Raw genomic sequence first — 19,822 nt, forward strand, 5'->3', positions numbered from 1 at the left:
ACGTCTGCTCTACTTCCGGACGAGCTGGATGGAGTCGAAGAACAGGTGGCGGAGCATGCCCGAGGCGGGCATCAGGCCGACCAGCGCCACCCGGGTCAGGTCGATCCCGGAGATCAGCCTGACCGGGAGTGTCATGGTCTCCAGACGCAGCGCGGTGCAATTCCGGCCCGGCGCCGTCGGATGGAAGACAGGTCGTCTCGGCACGAGCGAACTGGCGAGCGCGGAGGCGCCCACCGTGGCAATCTTTCCGTCCAGATCGGTGACGACCACGGTGAAGTCCGGCAGTTGTCCGGCCGCGATCGTCGCCTCGCTGCTGCGGTCGTAGTCGGCCGTGACCCGGAATGTCAGGGCGTCATAGCTTGACCAGTCCGAGGTGGCCGGCAGTAGCTGGATGGAGTAGGCCTCGCCGGACATCACCGGTGGATCCAGGCCGAGCACCGCGGTCGTGTGGTTGGTTTCCAGCCCCAACGTCCGGGCCCCGATCAGCACGTCTGGGAAGGGGTCGACGAAGCCGGCGGTGATGATGCGCGGCTTGACGGGATCCTCCATGTCGTCGAGGACCACGACCTCGGCGCCGAACGACCACTGCAGGGACACCCCGGCTCCGAGGGAGTTGGTCGCAGTCCCGTCGAAGAGCCCGATCGGGGCCGTGTCGCCGAGCAGCCGCCAGCGGAACAGTCCACCGATGTACTCGTTGGCGAGCTTCGCGTGGTCGGCCACGGAGAGCAGCCGGCTACTGGGTGCGACATCCGAGGGGTGCATCCCGGAGTCGTCGCCGTCCGCGGCCCACACCGAGTTGAAGCGGTTGTGGTTGCAGTGGTCGAGGAAGACCATCGCCTTGTCACAGGCGGCCCGGTCGTAGTGGCGGAAGCCGGTGCCGCCGGATGCCTCCGCACCGCCCCAGCCCGCGACGTCGCCGTCGAGTGCGCCGTAGACGACGGCGTAGAACGACGTGTCGGCCCTGGCCAACGCCACCGGTCCGGGCGACGTCCCGAACGCGTAGTCGGTCGGTGCGAGCGAACACACCGCCTTGATGCCGTACTTCGTGGCGGCAGGGCGAGAGGTGTTCATCCGGGCGGCACGAACCACGGCATCGCCGCCACGGGAGTGCCCCATCAGCGCGACCCGGTCGAAGTCCAGCCGCTGGTACAGGCGGGACGTCGGGTCGGCGTCCAGCGTCCGCAGCGTGTCCAACGCCCCGAGTGCCATCTGCGCCCGCATCTCGATGAACGAGTTGAACAGGTTCGCGACGTTGGTGTCGACGGACACCGAGACGATCCCCTGCCGGGCCAGCTCGTCCTGCAGCGCCTCGTAGCCGTTCAGATTCGCGGCCGTCGCGCGGTGCTGGCCGTGCAGGATGACCGCGACCGGCAGGCGCCCGGTGCCGGCGACCTGGCGGGGCTTGAGGACGTCGGCCGGGTGCACGATGCGCAACCGGCGTTCGACGGTGTAGCTGTTCGGATCGACCGGATCCCTGACGAGCAGGCCGAGCGACTCCGCGTTGGCGAGGCGGGCGCCCTGGAGGGCGTGCAGGAGGTCGTAGGTGTCGAAAACGTAGGGTGTCATGTCGCCGGATGTGGGGAAGTCCAAGATCACTGGCTGCCGGATGAGGTAGCGCAGCTCCAGCGGCAGCGACGGTGCCGTCGCCCCGCCGACAACCGGCCGGTCATCGGCAAAACTGACCTCGACGGACTCACTCGGGCTGGTCACCTTGATGTCGGCGCTCGAACCCTGTGCCGCGTGGTCGATCACGTTGCTCACCACGGGGTCCGTGGCCGGGCTCTGCGCGCCGGGACGGGGTTCGCCGATCAGACCCTGCAGCGCCGACGTGGCGAGTTCCTGTGCCGCGCTGTGGGTGAGCAGACCGTCGGCCTTTGCCTGGTTGATGCGATCGAGCATGCGGCCGGCGTTGTGGCTCAACTCCTGCTGGCTCGCGAGTTTCGCCGCCTCGTCGCCGAGCGCGGAGGCGGCCGACAGCGACGCCTCGAAGGCCGCCGCGGCATTTCGTTGGGTGCCCTCGAGGCCGGTGATGTCCTGGAACAGACCGGGCTTGGACAGCAGGCCGAAGGCTGCGCCGAGGCCCACCGGGTCGGGCACGGCGGGGGCGTTCTGGATCTGCACCAGCGGCGCGGGCAGCGGCGCGGGCGTGAGGTCGGGCTCCTCGCTGGCCCGGCTGTCCGTCGACACGGGAAGGATCTGCGGCAGCCCCAGCTGACCGTCGTTGTTCCAGCGCCAGTAGCGCGAGTCGTCGATGCTCTCGCAGGCGTTGCAGGACCCGGCGACAGCCTCGGCGTAGACGCCGCGGGTCGGCACGCTGACGCGCAGCGGCGGCGCGGGCGGGGCGGCGTAGGCGTTGATGAGCGGTACCGGCTGCGTGGACCCGTCCGGCCCGTCGTCGGACACGGTCAGCGTGGGATCGAGTCGGAGCCCCGGCGCGGCCGGCAGCACGAGGCTGTTGCCCACGATTCCGATGAGCTGGTTGCTGCACAGGCTCGCGACGCTCCGGCCACCCAGCCCGGGTACCTCGACCGCGTCGAGCAGCATGAACCGGCGCTGCGCGTCCAGGCTGATCCAGATGGCCTGGTGGTAGTACTCCAGATGGTCGTTGAGGTGCGCGACCAGCCGTCCGGCGAGTTCCACGTCCTCGGCTCGTGGGTCGCGTACTTCGGGTTGTGTGAGTGGGGTGGCGATCACGACAGCGTCGCCGAGCTTGATGTCGTCGAGGATGCGAGGGTCGTCGAAAAGCATGGCCGACAGGTGGGGCGTGCGGTAACGGAGCCGGCCCGAGTGCACGATCACCTGCGCATCCGGCGGCAGCGCGGGTCCGTCGTACCAGATCTTCACGTGCGCGATGTCATCGCGCGGCACGGCTGGGATGCCTCCCGCCTGGTTGACCGTGACGTAGAGGGGGGTCGTCTCGGCGTAGCGGGACACCAGCGTGGCGTCGACCGGCACCTCCGACTCGCCGCCGTCCGGCCCGACCAGGGCGAGGCGCAGCTTCTGCACCAACTGCTCCGCGATTCCGGGCGCGATCTCGGTGCGGAAGATCCGGTCGCGCTCGCGGGCGGTTCGCTCGTTCAGCTTGGCGGTGAACAGTTCGAGGCTGTCGACCGGCAGGAATGGCGCCAGCGGCTGCCACATGGCCACCTGGAACGCTCCGTCCGCGGCATCGCGCGGGCGGGGCAGCAGGAAGCTGATGCGCAGTTCACCCTCGATGGACTCGGGCGCCTCCTCGCTGTAGCGCGCCTGCGGGAAGTCCCAGCCCACCCAGTTGTCGGCGATCCGCTCGATGGCGTCGAAGCCGCCGCGCAGCTCCGGCTTGCGCAGGAACCGATCCAGAATCTCCCGCCAGCGCAGCGCCTTGGCCCGGTCGAAGGCCACCATGGGCAGCGGGACGAACAGGCACTCGCGCACGTCGGCCAGCTCGTGGGTGACCAGGAAATGCCGCAGCACCTCGAAATACTCGATGGTCAGCGCGTGGCAGCGGTTGTAGTTGGCCACTGCCTCCGTCTCGGCCCGGACGGTCTCACCCTGGCCGACGCTCTGTACCACTGACGAACGCTGACTGCGCAGCGCGGAGCTGCGCTGCGACACCCGGTCGCGCAACTTCTGCATCGAGTCGGCGGAGAACGTCCGGGCCGCGTCCTGCCACGACGAGGAGCTCGACCCGCTCGCGCCGCCGGCCACGCCGCCGAAGATGCCGAAGCCGCTGCCGATGAAGCCGGCACCGATCCCGCCGGCGACCCCCCAGGTCGTGTTGCGTGAGCCGGCTGCGACCTCCTCGTGCAGGTCGGTGCCGACGATCTCCTGCACGTCCCGGTCTCGGGTGAGCAGCGCGTCGAGGTGCTCCTCGAACTCCAGCCGTTCCTCGCGGGCCGACGACGTGCGCCGGTCCCAGTCGACGACGGCGACCTGGCGCCGCTGCCCGGGCGCGAGGGGAAGCGAATAGAGCAGGTCACCGAGGGAGTAGCCGTCGGCGCGCCACACCTCGCGGAACTGCAACAGGTGGCCGAACGCGATGTCGACGGCGAGATGAACCGTGGGCGTGTCGTCCCAGTCGATCTGGTGGTCGGCGTCGAGCACCGCGCGACCGGTCGTGGTACGCAGCCCGGCGTCGATCATGGTCTTGGTGAACGAGACCTCCGACAGCCACGACGCGCGGGTGATCTCGGCGACGCTGGGCGGTCGGTCCGTACGTACCAGCGAGCGGGCCGCCTGCACGTCGAGGCTGAGGTTGGTGGTCTGCAGCGCCACCGACGTCGGCCGGGTCAGTCCGATGGCCTGGGACGCGATCGACACCCCCAGCAGGTCGGTCAGCAGCTCGGACGGAACGGTGCGCCGGGCGTTGAGGGTGAGTCCGATGATCCGAGGTTCGGAGGTCCGGATGACCTGGAAGTAGGCGAACTCCTCCAGCGTCCGGTTCGGCATGGTGAGGTCGACGCAGCCGCCGCCGAGGTCCTGGGAGAAGGCAGCCGGGTTGCCGGTGAGGTCGTCCTGGTCGGGTGCGCGCGGAGGTGATGCCGTGCAGTCGCAGTCGTCCTCGGGGACGGGCACGGCCGCCAGGTCGACGACGATCACCATCTCACGCGGCAATCGGCCGTCCGGATCGAGCGGCACGGGCTGCGGCGGCCCACCGGCGACGCTGCCGGACGCTGACGCGAGGAGGTCGGCGACCCAGTCCGCCCCGAACCGACCGCTAGGCTGGGTTTCGGTGATGACGAGCGGCCTTGCAGGTGGCGCGTCGCCGTCGGACCTGTCGACCCCGGAGATCACGACCGGGAGGTCGGCGGGAACCGGGCGACCACCGACGTCGATCACCCGTCCCGCGATACGCGTACGCGCACCGAGGGTCGGATCGTCGCTGGGCTGTACCTCGACGGGATCCACCGTGGTGATCCGCAGCCGCAGCGGCTTGGCCAACTGCTCCAGCGAGAACTGCTGATGATGCACTTCGACGCCGGTGGGCGCGGCGATCGAGATGGCGACCGGGCCCTTGGGGATGCCGTCCGTGGCAATCTCGAGATGGAGCGTGCCGTCCGCAGGCAACCGCGCCGAGGCGGACGCCGGGAACCGGAGCACCTCGTCGCCGAGCCGCACCTCGGCGTTCAGGATCACCTGCACCCGGTAGCCGGCAATTGTCGCGCCAGCCTTACGCGGTCGTACGGTGCCGTTGACAACGAGCTTGTCCGCCATGACGCCCTCCAGCGGTGTCGGTGACGGGCACCAACTCCACAGCAGTTGGCGGCTGGCTCGCGATGCGGCTGATCCGCGCCGGCGTCAGCCAGCGTCCTATCCCGACGGAACCATCGTTCGCGCCGTTGAGCAGGAAAGACAGAGCATTGTCGGCGACCGGACTGCTGGGCTGCAGACGCTCGGGGCCGGGGCCGGAGTGACGGCTTCCGACAGCCCACAGAGTCGTGCGGGCACCGCTGCTGTCAGGGACCGAGGCGAGGCTACAGGTGCCGCTTGACCTTGAACCGTCACTCGCCTCTTGCGTTGTTCGGCGAAGCCGGCCAACTCGGGCGCTGTGCTGCGTAAACACCTGGCGTTAAATGATTTTCGTTGGTGACCACCGGTCCCCTGCCGGCCTGAGGGCTGGACCTGGCCCTCCTCGACCCTGCGACCGGTGCTCCCATACGCTGCCGGGCGTGACGACGCTGATGATCTATAGCGGTGGCACAGCCGCAGATGCGCCCGGAACGCGTACCGGCGGTGTTCCGCTCGTGCCACAGGGCTTTGATTGGCCGCGGTGTGATGAGTGCGACGGACCGATGCAATTCCTGGCCCAGGTCCGACTCGACGACATTGACCCGGCCGACTCGGGCCTGTTGTCAATCTTCATGTGCCAGAACGATCCGGGCCTGTGCGATGAGTGGGACGCGACCGCCGGCGGCAACCGCGCATTCGTCTTCCCCCTCGGCCAGCTGGCCCCGTCCGCCGTGCCCTCCGGCGACAACGTCTTGTTGGCGGAAACATCCGCAGTCGCCTACGTGCCGATGAACAACTCCGAGGGCTACGACGAGGCACGCGAGCGTTGGTGTGGTGAATCCGGCCGGCCGCTGCCAGACGTGCTCGGGCAGCTGGGCGGGGCGCCAGCGTGGCTCCAGTTCGACGAGACGCCTACCTGCGCTGTCTGCAACCTGCAGATGTCGTTCGTCGTGCAGCTCGAAGAAGGGCACGACTACCGCACCGATATCAACTTCGGCGGTGGTGGCTGCGGCTATGGGTTCCGATGCCGTCCCTGCGCGACCGCGGCGTTCCTGTGGCAACGGTGAGCTGAGAGACCCCTTGACTCCCAGAGATCGGCAATGCGGTCCTGTGCCGCTCGCACCGCGCGTCGACGGTCTGGAGGAAATCACTGTGGTTCCGCCTGGTGTGGTCGATTGCTGTACTCCGCGGCCTCGCCTGCCGACTGCACTGCCCTCACCTCTGCTGGCTCTGCATCTGGCCATAAACAATCCGGTCGCTGGGCGCACCTCCGCCGGCTATGGTCCGCCGCATGCGGCTTGAGAAGATCACCCCGGAAAACTATGAGGCGGCTCTCGCGCTGTCCGTGCGTCCCGACCAGGAGGATCTGGTCGCACCAGTGATCAAGTCGCTGGCCGAGGCGTACGTCTTCCCCGACCACGCCTGGCCGAGGTTGATCTATGACGGTGACCGGCTGGTCGGCTTCCTTATGGCCTTCCTCGACATACCGTGGGGCGGCAACCCCGATGACCTGCGCTCCGGCCTCTGGCGGCTGAACATCGAGGCCGACGCACAGGGAAACGGTTACGGCCGATTCGCCGTCGAGGCCACATGCGGGGAGATCCGCGCCCGAGGTGACGATCGGGCGTACGTCACCTGGGCACCCCGGGCAGGAGGGCCAGGGGAGTTCTACCTGAAACTGGGCTTCAGACCGACAGGCGAGCTGAGTGGTGGTCAGACGGTCGGTGTCCTGGACCTTTGAACGTGCGTCGTGGTCGCCGCCCGGTTAGTCATCCACTCGACCCCCGCCAGCTCCCCCGCCGCGTTGTAGGGGAAACGTGCGGCGCCGGCACGGGCGTTCCCGGACCGAGGTTTGGACGGAAGGCCGGGGTCGTTGCCCTCGGCGGTTCACTGCCTGGGGCGGCCCGGTGCAGAAGTCCCTCGGACCCCGACCTTCCGCGCGGTGAAGAGTATCGGCGCTCCCCGACACTCGGGTGCCGGTTATGGCGGACTTAATCCGCCAATAAGCTGTCGATTAGCCATAGCCGTTAGTTCATCGATGAGGTGCGTGGTGTGCCGATCGACGCGGAGCGGCGTGGCTCCCCCGGCTGGTGGATGAAGTGGCTGTTCTTCCAGCTCAACGACCGAACCGCCAGCGGCTGTGGAGGCTGCCCAACTACTACGCCGGCTCGCCGCCCCTGCCTCAGGGCGCGGAGGCGGCTTCCGCACGGCCTGGGACGAGGTGTCACGGGGGACCCGGAGGCCGCGGCGGACACTTCGGGGCGGAGGGTGAGCGGCACTGAGATGCCGGTGTACCTGATCCCGACCGCTGGTCGCTGCCCCATGGGTCCGGGCTGGGTGGCGTCGAGCAGGTGCTGGATCGGCCCGCGCCGGAAAATGGCACGACAATTGTCGTGAGGTTCCGGAGAATCCCCGGTGATGTTCGCCGCCGTCCTCCGCCGAGCGCGCCCTCCGTCGCCTCTCGCCGGCCAGCTCGCTGCCCAGTCACTCCTCTTCGCCCTCGGTGAGGGCACCTTCATGACCGGATCGGCGGTGTTCTTCACCAAGATCGTCGGGCTGTCCGCCGCCCAGGTTGGTCTCGGCCTGACGTGCGCCGGCATCGCCGCCTTCCTGGCCGCACTGCCGATGGGCAAGCTGGTCGACCGCTTCGGGCCGAAGAAGATGTGGGCCGTCAGCGCGACCGGGCAGGCGGCGATGTTCGCGGTGTGGCCGCTCATCACCGACTTCAAGGGCTACGTCGCCATGGCCGTCGGCATGGAGGTCATCGGCGCCCTCGGCAACGCGGCGCACGGCGCGTACACGATCGACGCACTGCCGCCGGACGAGCGGGTGAAGTCACGCGCCTACATGTACTCCGCGCTCAACGTCGGCTTCACCCTCGGCTCCCTGATCGGTGGCTTCGCGCTGGCGTTCCACTCCAACGACGTCCTCCACGCGCTGCCCTGGTTCACCACTGTCGTCTTTCTCGTCAACGCTGCCGCAATCAGCCGGCTGCCGCAAGCCTCGCACGACGACCGCACCCCGCAGGAGCGCAAGGCGAAGATCGCCGGGCCCGGACCGCTGCGCAACCCCGGCTGGCTCCTCACAATGTTCTTCAGCGGGGTCTTCTGGACCAACCAGGTGCTGCTCAACATCGTGATTCCGCTATGGCTGGTGGAGGAGACCGACGCCCCGCGGGTGCTGCTGGCCTTTCTGTTCGGAACTAACACGGTGATGTGCATCTTCCTGCCGATGGCGGCGGCCCGCGGAGTCGAGGACGTGCCGACCGCGCTGAAGGCGATTCGGGTGTCGTCCACCTTCTTCGTGCTCTCCTGTCTGATCACGCTGGCGACCCACGACACCGTCGGCTGGGTCACGATCTCGCTGGTCTGGCTGGGTCACGTCACCGTGACCGGGGCTGAGCTCTACCTCTCGGCCGCCAGCTGGTCGTTCGAGGCCGAGCTGATGGACCCGCGGCAGCGCGGCGCCTACCAGGGCGCCGCCGAGCTGAGCAGCACCCTGGGCCGGGTATGGGCGCCGGCGTTGTACACATTCCTCGCGATGAACTGGGGCGCCGTCGGCTGGCTGGTGATCGCCGGCATCATATTGGTGGCCACCATCGGCGTGCACCCGTCGACCCGGCTGGCGCGGCGATTCCTCGAGCAGCACGTCCCTCCCGAGGTGTTGGCCGACGCCCGTGCCTCCAGCCGCGAGCCCGAGGAGGCCATCGCGGCTGGGCCGCCCTCGCTCATCAACACCGACGAGCCGCTGCCCGAATCCACCGGCGGCCTGATCCGCTAGACCACAGATGAGTCACCAACGCTCGCACCACCGCACCTGTGCACAGCCACGGCTGTGACCCGGTCCGGAGCGACCGCCAGACGGACGCTTCGGGTTCGCCGAAGAGGTCTCCGAGCAGGAAGACCTGGTCAGAGGGATGCCGGTGGGATTCGGGGCTCACCGCTCGCTCGGCACCCACTCGCGACCTGCTCGGCTCGGGTCCAGCGCGCGCCGGGCCCGAGCCGAGCGGTGCGATCAGTGCACGGCCGTCACGCCGTGACCGGCGTCGGTATGACGGCCACCGTCGTGGTGCCACCGGATCCGCCACTGGATCAGCCATGCCGACCGACCCGAGTGATGAGTTGTCGCGCCCGCACCCGTCACACCTACGACGGGACACGACGAGGCGGAAGGATGACGTGATGAGTGCGGACACGCGGCTGGAGGAGCTGGGCGTGCGCGGGCTGGGCGAGGTCGACGAGCCGGCGTTCTCGGGGCTGGCGGAACGGCACCGGCGGGAGCTGCACGTGCACTGCTACCGGATGCTCGGGTCGTTCGAGGACGCCGAGGACACCGTGCAGGAGACGTTCCTCCGTGCCTGGCGGCGGCGGGAGACCTTCGAGGGGCGGTCGACGTTCCGGGCCTGGCTGTACCGGATCGCCACCAACGCCTGCCTGGACCTGCTCGCCAAGTGCCGCCCGGAGCCTGCGACCGGCGGCGAGGTGCTGTGGCTGCAGCCCTACCCGGACCGGCTGCTCGACGAGCTGCCCGCGGGCGACGCGGACGAGCCGGAGACCGTCGCCGTCGCGCGGGAGACGATCGAGCTGGCGTACCTGGTCGCGGTCCAGCACCTCGCGCCGCGCCCGCGGGCCGTGCTGATCCTGCGGGACGTGCTCGGCTGGCCGGCGAAGGACGTCGCGGAGCTCCTCGGGGACTCCGTCAACTCGGTGAACAGCGCGCTGCAGCGGGCCCGCGCCGGCATGCGGAAGCACCTGCCCGCCGAGCGGCAGGACTGGACCGGCGGCGACGAGGACGCCGGGACGCGCGAGCTGGTACGCCGCTTCACCGAGGCCAGCGTGGCCACGGACATCGACACGCTCGCCGGGATGCTGCGGGACGACGTCCGCTGCTCGATGCCGCCCACGCCCGGCCTGCACGTCGGCCGCGACGCGGTCGTGAGCGACTGGATCGAGGACGGCTTCGAGGGCATGAAGGGTCTGCGCGCCGTCCCCACCTCCGTCAACCGGCAGCCCGCCGTCGCCTTCTACCACTGGCGGGAGCGGGAGGGCGCGTACCTGCCGCTGACGATCGACGTCCTGCGTATCTCGGGCGGGGCGATCACCGAGATCATCATCTTCCACGACGACCAGTTCCCGCGGCTCGGGCTGCCGGAGCGGCTGCCGGCGGACGGCACGGAGTAGTAGTCCCGGTGCGGACGCTCACGCTGCGCGGTGGCGCGCGTGTCGCGGTGGTCGCGGCGGAGTGGCGCGGCGCGTTCGGCGTCGTGACCCGCGGGCGGGTGCAGCTGGAGCTGCGCGACGGCGAGCCCGGGCCGGTCCTCGGACGCGACGCCGGGTTCTGGCTCCGCGGCACCGGCGTCCGCGCCCTGCGGAACCCCGGCCGTCGCACGGCGACGGTGCGCATCGTCACGCCGAGGGACAAAACCGTCACATACCAGACAACACACCCCGTACGCCAGCTGATGGAGGAACGACATGAACAGCATGAATGACACCCGGGTCGTCGCAGGCCCGGCATCGGGCCAGACCAGCCACACCCACCGAGCCCGCCGGCTCGCCGTCACCGGCGTCATTGCCACCCTCGCAGCGATGGTGGCCACCACCCTCGCCGCTGCGCTTGCCCAGGCCGTTGGCGTCGACTTCGAGGTCCCCGATGGTGGCGAGACGATCCCGTTGCCCGGGTTCGCCGTGGTGACCGGCTTCTTCTCGATCGTGGGCATCGTCATTGCCGGCGCTCTTCTTCGTTGGAGCGCCCGCCCCGCCGAACGATTCGTGTGGACGGCGGTGTCGCTGACCGCGATCTCATTGGTCCCGCCCTTCCTCTTCGGGGCAGACACCGCCACCACCACCGCCCTCCTCGGGCTGCACCTCGTCGCTGCGGCGGTGATGATCCCCACCCTGGCGCGGAGCCTCCGCACCCGGACCGATTGACGATCCTGTCGGGCAGGCTGACGCCTGTGTGGACCGCCGGCTACGCGGCGCTGACCCTTCGGCTGCGATGCAGGCGCTGCCGACGGTCAGCGCATCCTGAACCTCCCAGACCGCTCCTCGGGCATCCGCCAACCGGCTCGCCGAGCGCGTTGGTGGCCGCGGTTGATCCGGCGCCGCCGGGCGTCGATGTCCGGGCGACGAGGGTTCGTGTGAGGGGCGAAGGTTGCCCCTGTCGACCTGAGAGACTACTTTCGAAACATGTCTCTCACGAATCCGTTCGGGGATATGGAGCTGACCACTCCGCAGGCGCTGCGGGCGTTGGCTCATCCGGTACGGCTGGCCCTGCTCGATCGGTTGCAGCGACACGGCCCCGCGACGGCCACCCAGCTCGCACCGCACGTTGGTGCCACGCCGTCGGTCGTCAGCTGGCACCTACGGCACCTCGCTTCCTTCGGTCTCGTCACCGACTGGGACGGCGCGACGAGTAAGCGAGAGCGGTGGTGGCAGGCGGCAGCCAAGGGCTTCCGCTTCACCGTGCCCGACGATGCAGAGGGCCAGGATGCGGCGCGGCAGCTGCGCGCCGAGATGTTCGCCCGATCCGCGGAGGCGCCCGTGCAGTGGTCGCTGCGGGACGAGCCTCGGCTGAGCCCGGAGTGGCAGGCCCTGGCGGGGCTGGCCGATACCCGGTTCGTCATTACTGCTGATGAGTTGCGGCAGCTCGAAGAAGCGATCGAGGCACTGCTCGCGCCGTACGTCCGGCGTAAGGGTGGCCAGTTGCCGGACGGTGCGCGGCTTGTCCGGATGCTGCGCTATCTGCTGCCTGAGCCCGGCGACGACCCGGCGGCGTCATGACCGCCACCAGCACGAGGCCCCCGACGGTCCTGCGCGACAATCGGCGTTTTCGGACTTTCTGGGCCGGGGAAACCATTTCCCAGTTCGGCGACCGAATCAGCGAGCTGGCCCTGCCGCTGATCGCTGTGACCGTCCTCGCCGCGACGCCCGCACAGGTCAGCATCCTCACCGCACTGATCTGGCTACCCAACCTGCTGGGCATGTTCGTCGGCGCGTGGGTGGATCAACGAACCCGCAAGCGCCGCCTGCTGATCGTGGCCGACCTGGTCCGCGCGGCGGTGCTGCTCAGCCTTCCGGTGGCCTACCTACTGGACGTGGTCACGCTGACTCAGCTCTATCTGGTGGCCCTGCTCACCGGGGCCGGTGCGGTCCTGTTCGGCATGGCGCGCCAGGCGTTCTTCGTCGCGCTGGTCCCGCCGTCGGCCTACGTGGAGGCGAACAGCAAGCTGAGTCTGAGCCGTGCGGCCTCGTTCGTGGCCGGGCCGGCCCTCGGCGGCGGTCTGGTCCAGTCCCTCACCGCCCCGGTCGCGGTCCTCGTGGACGTGGTGTCCTTCCTTGGTTCCGCGCTGTTGATCGGCAGGATTCCGGTGACCGAGGCCCGGCCGGCGCCACCGCGGTCATCGACGCTCGGCCTGGTCCGCGACGGACTCGTGCTGGTGCTGCGTCATCCGGTGATGCGCGCCGCTCTCGGCTGCACGAGCACGGTCAACTTCTTCACCCTTATGACCAACGCACTGCTCGTACTGTATGCCAGCCGTGAGCTTGGTCTGTCGGCCGGCGCAATCGGCATCGCGTTCGGCGGCGGCGCGGTCGGTGGCCTGGCTGGCGCGGCACTGGCACCTCGGCTCTCCCGCACCATCGGACTGGGCCGCACCGCAATGATCGGCGCGGTTCTCTTTCCCGCGCCCTTGGCGCTGACCGCGTTCGTGTCCGGCCCGACCTGGGCCCGAATCGCAGCGCTCGCAGCTATCGAACTGGTCTCCAGCGTCGGCGTGATGCTGATGGACGTCAACCTCAACGCCCTGCTCACCTCGGTCACGCCCGACGACGCGCGCGGGCGCCGGGCGGGCGCGTACAGCGCCGTCAACTACGGGATCAGACCGTTCGGAGCAGTGGTTGGCGGCTGGTTGGGCACCACCATCGGGCTGCGACCGACGCTGGTCGTCGCCGGCCTTGGCGGTGCTCTCGCCGTACTGTGGCTACTCGCCTCGCCGGTGCGTCACATCGCCACCATCGACGAGTCGTCGGAGAGGCGAGGGACGTGAACCCGAAACCCCCTCCGGCATGCTGTGGATCGTTGCCCTACAGCGGTTGACAGCCCGTGTCGGCGTCAGTTGTGCCCCGACGATCTCGCCGTCCGTCGCTCGCCGTCCAGGTTCCGCATCGGCCGCGATCTCCGCCGGGGATGCGGACTTCGACCGCCATGTCGGGTACGGATCGGGCAGGCTGCTCGCTGCACTCTCGGCGGGCACCGGACCGGCGAACTCGTCCCGGTGCTCCTGGCCTACGGGAGTACCGCATGCAGGTGCTTCCGGATCTCGTCATGGGGAACGGTGAGCTCTAGCCCGAGACGGTCGGCGCACTTGCGCTCAAGTCGTCCAAACAGGTCGACGGTCGCCCACAACGCACGGGCGACGTCGTCCGCGTCGTAGCTGGCATAAGCGCTGCGGAGATCGTGGAGAGCTTGTCGGTCGGCCCACCGTTCCAGAAAACGTCCACCATGCCAGGTGTCAACGGGACGGGACGCCTGCGCGTGCCAAGCGAGCAGCCTGACCAGCAATGTCTTCAGGTAGCAGTCGCAGCACTCCTTGGCGATCCAAACCTCGCCCCGTCGTAGCTTCTTGGCGGTCCACAGTGCGTGATACCAAAAGTCGTGAGTCAGGTGGCCGAAGACAGCGGTATCCGGCGGAGCCGGCCGCACCGGTGCAGCGCCGCCTGGCAGCCTTCTCTCCAGGTTGACCTTGTCGACCAGCACCCGGAACCCCCGGCCCCACACCGTAGCCGCCTCGGGATCCGTACCGATCTGCTCCACTGCGGCTGACGGCAGAAGCGCGAAGTCGACGTCCTGCCCGGTGTCAAAAAGTACCCGCCGCTCGATGAACCCCCCGACTGCGGTGGGTTCGGTAAAGGTCAGCAACGGCCGACCGAACGTTGTCAGCCAGCTGCCGTCGGTCGCGTAGGTCGTCGGATCGTCGACCACGATGACGATGTCGATGTCGGACCACTGATCCGCTGGAACGTCGGCGCGGGCGTGCGACCCGACCACCAGCGCGGCACGGATGTCGTGGCGCTGCTGAGCCCACATTGCGATAGCGGCCAGCAAGCTCTCGATGTTGTCCACGACGGCAGCGTCCACGATCGCGGCCAGCACCGACAATCCAACCCCCGACAAACGGCCAGAAGGACGCTTCAGGTACACCGATACTGCCAGAGCGGAGGGACTTGAACCCCTAAGCCGCGAGGCGACGGTAGATCCCCCGAAAGCGGACTCGTCGTCCCGTGTTCAGCCGGTACTGGCCCACGAGCAGTAGGTCACGTGTGGGGATGGTTGGTGATGCCGTCCAGGATGGTGATCAGGGTGTGGTGGAAGGTTTCCTCGGCGTTGAGGTGGGCGCCGTCGACGACGAGCCGGGCGACGGTGGGGTAGCGGCCCGTTTCGAGCATGCGTGTCAGGTAGGGACCGAGGGCGGCCTGCCAAGCGGACACGTCGGTGCCGGTTGAACGGGCGGTGCGTCGCTCGGTGATCTCCCTGCGGAGCGCTCCGACGATGAACGCGTTGAGGGCGCCCACAGCCCGCTGGAGATCGTCGATACCGCGCACGCCAGGGGCCTGGCTGAGCGCCGCCGCGGTCGATTCGCCCACAGCGAGCGCGTGAGGTCCTAGGTGTGGCCTTCCGCCGAGCAGGTCGACGAACCACTCATGATCAAGAGCGGCATCGCGAGTCCGGTGAGCGATGGCCAGTACCGTCGCGCGCCACTCGGAGTGCTGGCCGGCCTCGGCGATCTGGGCGTACACGGCGTCGACCATCAGATCGAGCAGTTCGGATCTGTTGATCACGTAGTGGTAGAGCCGCATCGGACCGACACCGAGCTCTTTGGCGATCTTGCGTACCGATAGCCCGTCGAGGCCGTGTGCGTCGGCGATCCGGATAGCCGTGGCGGCGATCTTCGCGCGGCTCAGCGGCACCGGCGCCGCCCGCGGCTGAGGCTCGGGCCGTTCCCAGACGGGCAGCGCTGCGCTACCGTACGGCGTATCCATGAGATACAGCGTACGTTAACGGAGACGTTGATGCGAATTGCGATCGCCGGTGGTGGCCTCGGTGGCCTGACGCTGGCCCGAATCCTGCACCGGCACGGCATCGGCGCGGTGGTGTACGAACGCGAGGCAAGCCGATCCGCGCGATCACAGGGCGGATCGCTCGACCTGCACCCGGAGTCCGGGCAACGGGCCCTGGCCGATGCGGGCCTCGCCGGCCGATTCCGGTCCGAGGCACGGCCGGAGGGCGAGGAACATCGCATCCTCGACCTGGCCGGACGCACCCTCGTGCACCACAAGCCACAACCCGGCTCATTCTCCGGACGCCCCGAGATCGACCGCAGCGTACTGCGTGATCTTCTGCTCGATTCGCTCCCCCGCGACGCGGTGGCCTGGCAGCACCGGCTCGTCGCGGCGACGCCACGACCCGACGGAGGCTTCGGGCTCATGTTCGATGGCGGCCACAGCGCCGACTGCGACGTCCTCATCGGCGCGGATGGCGCACGCTCGGTCGTCCGGTCGCTGCTGACCGACGCGACACTGTCCTCCGTGGCCACCTTGGTAGAACTCAACATCAGCGACGCCGACCGGCGCCACCCGGATCTCGCCGAGCTGGTCGGCCCCGGAAACCTCTGGTGCATCGGCGTGAACCAGATCCTGGCAGCGCAACGCCTCGGCGACGGCAGCATCCGAGTCGGGATCTCCCTACGCGCGGACGATCGCCACCTGGACACCTACCGCAGCAAGCGCGCTCTGCTGGACATGTTCGATGGCTGGGACCCCAGCCTCACCGCACTCATCGAAGCCGGCGACAGCCCGCCGACCCCACGCAGGATCGAGGCGATGCCCACCGGTACACGATGGGCCCACCAGCCGGGCATCACCCTCATCGGTGACGCCGCGCACCTCATGCCGCCGGTCGGCGAGGGCGCCAACCAAGCCATGCTCGACGCCGCCGAACTCGCCGCCGAACTCGCCACCAACCCCGCCGACCCCGACTCGGCGATCCAGACGTACGAAAAGGCGATGTTCATCAGAACCCACCCGATCGCCGAAATGTCCGCACGAGTCCAGGCAATGATGCTGTCCCCCACCGCAGCCGACGACATCATCCGCTTCTTCACGCCGCGGCCCACCGAGCCGGCACCCGCAGACTGACAACACGCGACGCAGCCGGCCCCGCCCTTGGTAGACGCTCCTGCCACGGAGGATCGGATGTCCGATCACCCCGCGACCCCGAGTCATGGACGCCTGCGAGGCAGAGGTGGAACAAGGTTTCGGCCGGTCAGATGAGGCATCGTCTGAGCACCGGCGCACGCTGCGACGGGGTGCGGTCAGCGATCTGGTGTCCCGAGTATGAGGGTGAGGTCTTCTTCGGCCGCTAGCACAACACCGTCGAACTCCACCTGCGCGACGGCCACTGCGGCTGCCCGGTCATTGCCTGGCCAAAAGTGGGTGAGCATCAGTCGGCGGGCACCCGCCCGACGAGCCCAGAGACCGGCCTCGGTGGAGGTCATGAGATTGCGTGTGGGGCGGCTAGTCTCGCCCTCGCGGTCGGTGGCCTCGACGACGAACAGGTCGGCGTCACGGCCCAGTTCGGCCAGCGCGGGCGTCGGGCCGGTGTCCCCGGAGTAGGCAAAGGCTATCCCGTCGGCCTGGATACGGATGCCTGCGTTGGGCACGTAGTGCGGGAGTGACAGTCCGATGAGGTCAAACGGCCCGACCCGGTAGCTGCCGGGCAGCAGGTGCACGTCGAAGACTGCATGTAGGTCGACATCGGGCTCCAAGCCGCTGAGCCGGTCGAGCACACCTGGCGGGCAGTACAACGGCAGCCGTGGTTCCCCATGCTCGCCATAGAACCGCATCCGGAACAGCCCGTGCAGGTCAATGCAGTGGTCAGGATGCTCATGAGTGATGACGACAGCGTCCACTGCACCATCTGGCCAGTGCCTGAGCAACCGCGGCAGCGTGGCGTAGCCCAGGTCAAGCGCCAAGCGGTAGCCGTCCCAGTCCACTGCGAAACCGCTACAAGCACGGCCCGGCTCGGGAAAGGCGCCAGAACTGCCGAGCACGGTGATCTGTCGCATCCGCACACAATGCCAGACCGCCAGCCATCTATCTGGACCAGGCCTTCGAACGTGGAGCGGCTGACGGGAATCGAACCCCGCACGGCCAGCTTGGGAAGCGGGTTAATCTATACGTTCCCCTGCGCTGATCCACCGCCTGATCCTCTTGCCCAACGTTCGGCAGACGATCCTTCAAGATGGACACTCGGACGGTAGCGTGACAAGATCTCCGAGTGAGCTGGCAAGCTCGCATCACCACGGAGCCCTGGTGGGCTATTTCGGCATTTTTGGCCAATGAGGGTCAGAAAACTAGAGAAGGCTATAAAGATCGGGCCTTCCTCATTTTCGCCCACGCATGTAGCACTTGGTGGCCGCCACCCCGTCAGCCAGTTGGTGAAAAGTTCAGCCGTTGACTTGTCACCGCCATGCGAGCACCATCAGTGACGCATTCAGAGTCGACAGAACTAGGCGGCCCGGGTAAAAGAACCCGAGACGTAGAGACACGATCGTTGACAAACGAGCATGTCAAAACGCTCGCGCAGTTCCTGTCGACACCTCCTTCCGTGGGATCCACAACCAGCGGAGGGCAGTGATACCAGATGCCGCTCGGCGCGCATCGCGACCCGATTTGCGGAAGCGGCACCGTTCCTTATCCAACGCATACTTCGCGTCTCGGGAACGTTCTGAGGTGAGATCCCGCATTGCTGGTCGCCGTCGCGGCCTTGTTCATCCTGCTCGGCACGCCCGCGCCCCGCCCTCACAGTTGGGCGGGTGTGGCCAGATGTCACCACTACGCGAACCGCGCGTAGCACTCCCATTAAGGAGACCCCATGTCCAAAGCAAAGCGAAGACTCAGAGGGGCGGCATTCACGATTGTCGCAGTAACTGGGCTGACTGCCGCATTCTCTCAGCCGCTCTCCGCAGCAAAGCTCTCACCGACGGCCGCTGTCAGCGGCGCGGCTGCGGCCGCGGCCTGCGACAAGGCGCCGACCGGCGTGCAGGTCAGCGATCACTTTCTGCCCTTCACCGTCCCCGCCGGGCTGATGCCCGACCCGCAGTTCGACGGGCTCAAGGCCGAACTGCAGGTGCACCGCGTCCAGCCCGTCTACGCCAACGGCAAGTGCGCCTCGGTCGCCAACAGGGCGGCGGTGCTGATCCACGGCGGCAACTACGGCGGCCCCGCCGTATTCGACCTGCGCCAGCTTGCCCCAGAGGGTGGCGAGCTTAGCGTGCAGAAGGCGCTCGCCCGGGCAGGGATCGACACCTTCGCCCCCAACCTGCTCGGCTACGGCCGCTCGACGCACTTCGCCCACGGCCTGGACGATCCGGGCAATGCAAGCCTGCCTGCCTACGTGGACGGCAAATGCTCGTCTCCGGTGGGGTGCGACCGCACTCATACCCCACTCTTCCCACTCGATCTGCAGGGACCGCCGACGGTGCCGGGGGGGCCGACGTTGTTCACCAATCCGCTGGGCGGGCAGCGGCGGGCCCACTCGAGCAACTTCCGATTCGCCCGCGTCGACACCTTCGTACGCGACATCCGTCAGGTCATCGACGACGCCATCGCGCGGGCGCAGCCCTCGGACGGCAAGGTCACCCTGCTGGGCGTCTCGATCGGCAACCAGCCCGTGGCCCGGACGCTGTACGCGGCCAACCCGAACCCGATCCTTCCCAACAGCAAGGCGTACATCGCGAAAGTCAACCGGGTCGTGTTCCTGTCGTCGGTGTTCTTCGCCACCGGCCCGACCGAGGAGGTAACACCGGCGTCGGGCTGGGCTTCCTTCCCGCTGCACGTCTTCAATACGGACGCTGCGACTGTTCAGGGTGTCTGGCAGATGACCACGCCAGAGCGCGAGGCGGCGTGCACCGGTCATGTCATCCCGGGCAGTCCAGAGCAGCTGGGGGCGCAGGTCCGAGAGGACGAGACCCTGGGGCTTCAGTGGGGAGGGAACGATCCCGCGCACCCGACGGGCCTCGGCCGCAATCCGACGTTCTCCAGGTACGGGTGGAACAGGGAAGTTGCAGGAACGCTAACCACACCTGCGCTGATCATCCATGGTGCTGAAGACCTGGCCGCGCCGGTAGCGAACGCGAGCGATATTTATGACCACCTCACGATGATTGCCAACAAGGTGCAGGTACAGGTGAAATGCGCGAGTCACGGGCTTCTGTGGGAGGGCTGCTCCGGGAAACGCTGCACCCCGGCCTCGGGCACCCCATACGGCGGCAAACTCGGTCAGCCCTGGACTGGTCCCCATTCCACGCTCAAAGCGGCGCTGATCGAGTGGATCACGCGTGGAACCTTCAACGGCGCCCCGAGTGGACAGTTCACCGTCAACGAGAGCGGGGTTGCGAGCGCCACCGGGCCCTGAGATCGGCTGGCGTTCGACGGCATGAAGAAGGCCTGGGTCACAATCGGCGATCAAGGGCTAGTCTCGAAGACATGCCAATCCTCGCTTCCAAGCCGTGTTAGCCGTCACCGAAGGTGACGGCTAACACGGCTGGCGCAAT

The 19,822-nt window shown here is 68.2% G+C and carries 14 protein-coding genes; 10 read left to right on the forward strand and 4 right to left on the reverse strand.

Annotated elements, in window-relative coordinates; genetic code table 11:
• Window positions 1–9 precede the first annotated feature (9 nt).
• On the reverse strand, window positions 10–5,193 hold the full coding sequence (locus Q2K19_RS01755) for a poly(ethylene terephthalate) hydrolase family protein (RefSeq protein WP_302767033.1): 5,184 nt from the start codon (window positions 5,191–5,193) through the stop codon (window positions 10–12).
• Between the two features lie 455 nt (window positions 5,194–5,648).
• On the opposite strand from Q2K19_RS01755, the gene Q2K19_RS01760 reads away from it, so the two are divergent.
• The 8 genes from Q2K19_RS01760 to Q2K19_RS01795 all read left to right on the forward strand — a co-directional run bounded on the left by Q2K19_RS01760 (window position 5,649) and on the right by Q2K19_RS01795 (window position 13,255).
• Entirely contained in the window at window positions 5,649–6,275 is a 627-nt protein-coding gene (locus Q2K19_RS01760; RefSeq protein WP_302767034.1) for a DUF1963 domain-containing protein, read from the forward strand.
• Between the two features lie 224 nt (window positions 6,276–6,499).
• Complete coding sequence (locus Q2K19_RS01765) at window positions 6,500–6,949, forward strand: GNAT family N-acetyltransferase (protein ID WP_302767035.1); 450 nt, start codon at window positions 6,500–6,502, stop codon at window positions 6,947–6,949.
• A gap of 677 nt (window positions 6,950–7,626) precedes the next feature.
• Window positions 7,627–8,988 carry an MFS transporter gene (locus Q2K19_RS01770; protein WP_302767036.1) on the forward strand — a complete coding sequence of 454 codons (1,362 nt, stop codon included), beginning with the start codon at window positions 7,627–7,629 and terminating at the stop codon, window positions 8,986–8,988.
• A gap of 401 nt (window positions 8,989–9,389) precedes the next feature.
• Entirely contained in the window at window positions 9,390–10,388 is a 999-nt protein-coding gene (locus Q2K19_RS01775; RefSeq protein ID WP_302767037.1) for an RNA polymerase subunit sigma-70, read from the forward strand.
• Between the two features lie 8 nt (window positions 10,389–10,396).
• A complete protein-coding gene (locus Q2K19_RS01780; protein ID WP_302767038.1) occupies window positions 10,397–10,699 on the forward strand; it encodes a hypothetical protein in 303 nt (100 codons plus the stop codon).
• On the forward strand, window positions 10,692–11,138 hold the full coding sequence (locus tag Q2K19_RS01785) for a DUF6069 family protein (protein WP_302767039.1): 447 nt from the start codon (window positions 10,692–10,694) through the stop codon (window positions 11,136–11,138). The genes Q2K19_RS01780 and Q2K19_RS01785 overlap by 8 nt, the downstream gene beginning before the upstream one ends.
• Before the next feature lie 258 nt (window positions 11,139–11,396).
• Window positions 11,397–11,990 (forward strand): ArsR/SmtB family transcription factor, encoded by a 594-nt coding sequence (locus tag Q2K19_RS01790; RefSeq protein WP_302767040.1) that lies wholly within the window; start codon window positions 11,397–11,399, stop codon window positions 11,988–11,990.
• A complete protein-coding gene (locus Q2K19_RS01795; RefSeq protein ID WP_302767041.1) occupies window positions 11,987–13,255 on the forward strand; it encodes an MFS transporter in 1,269 nt (422 codons plus the stop codon). The genes Q2K19_RS01790 and Q2K19_RS01795 overlap by 4 nt, the downstream gene beginning before the upstream one ends.
• A gap of 239 nt (window positions 13,256–13,494) precedes the next feature.
• On the opposite strand, the gene Q2K19_RS01800 is transcribed toward Q2K19_RS01795, so the two are convergent.
• Together Q2K19_RS01800 and Q2K19_RS01805 are read right to left on the reverse strand one after the other, a co-directional pair.
• Window positions 13,495–14,361: an aminoglycoside 6-adenylyltransferase gene (locus Q2K19_RS01800; protein WP_302767042.1), complete on the reverse strand. Its 867-nt coding sequence runs from the start codon at window positions 14,359–14,361 to the stop codon at window positions 13,495–13,497.
• Window positions 14,362–14,522: 161 nt separating this feature from the next.
• Complete coding sequence (locus Q2K19_RS01805; protein WP_302767043.1) at window positions 14,523–15,248, reverse strand: TetR/AcrR family transcriptional regulator; 726 nt, start codon at window positions 15,246–15,248, stop codon at window positions 14,523–14,525.
• 30 nt (window positions 15,249–15,278) lie between these two features.
• On the opposite strand from Q2K19_RS01805, the gene Q2K19_RS01810 reads away from it, so the two are divergent.
• Complete coding sequence (locus Q2K19_RS01810) at window positions 15,279–16,403, forward strand: FAD-dependent oxidoreductase (protein WP_302767044.1); 1,125 nt, start codon at window positions 15,279–15,281, stop codon at window positions 16,401–16,403.
• 176 nt (window positions 16,404–16,579) lie between these two features.
• Here the strand turns inward: Q2K19_RS01810 and Q2K19_RS01815 are convergent, their stop codons facing one another.
• Window positions 16,580–17,332, reverse strand: coding sequence for an MBL fold metallo-hydrolase (locus Q2K19_RS01815; RefSeq protein ID WP_302767045.1), 753 nt, complete (start codon window positions 17,330–17,332; stop codon window positions 16,580–16,582).
• Between the two features lie 809 nt (window positions 17,333–18,141).
• On the opposite strand from Q2K19_RS01815, the gene Q2K19_RS01820 reads away from it, so the two are divergent.
• Complete coding sequence (locus Q2K19_RS01820; RefSeq protein ID WP_302767047.1) at window positions 18,142–19,683, forward strand: alpha/beta fold hydrolase; 1,542 nt, start codon at window positions 18,142–18,144, stop codon at window positions 19,681–19,683.
• The last annotated feature ends 139 nt before the right edge of the window (window positions 19,684–19,822 follow it).

Origin of the sequence: Micromonospora sp. NBRC 110009 (assembly GCF_030518795.1) — a bacterium.
Lineage (GTDB): Bacteria > Actinomycetota > Actinomycetes > Mycobacteriales > Micromonosporaceae > Micromonospora.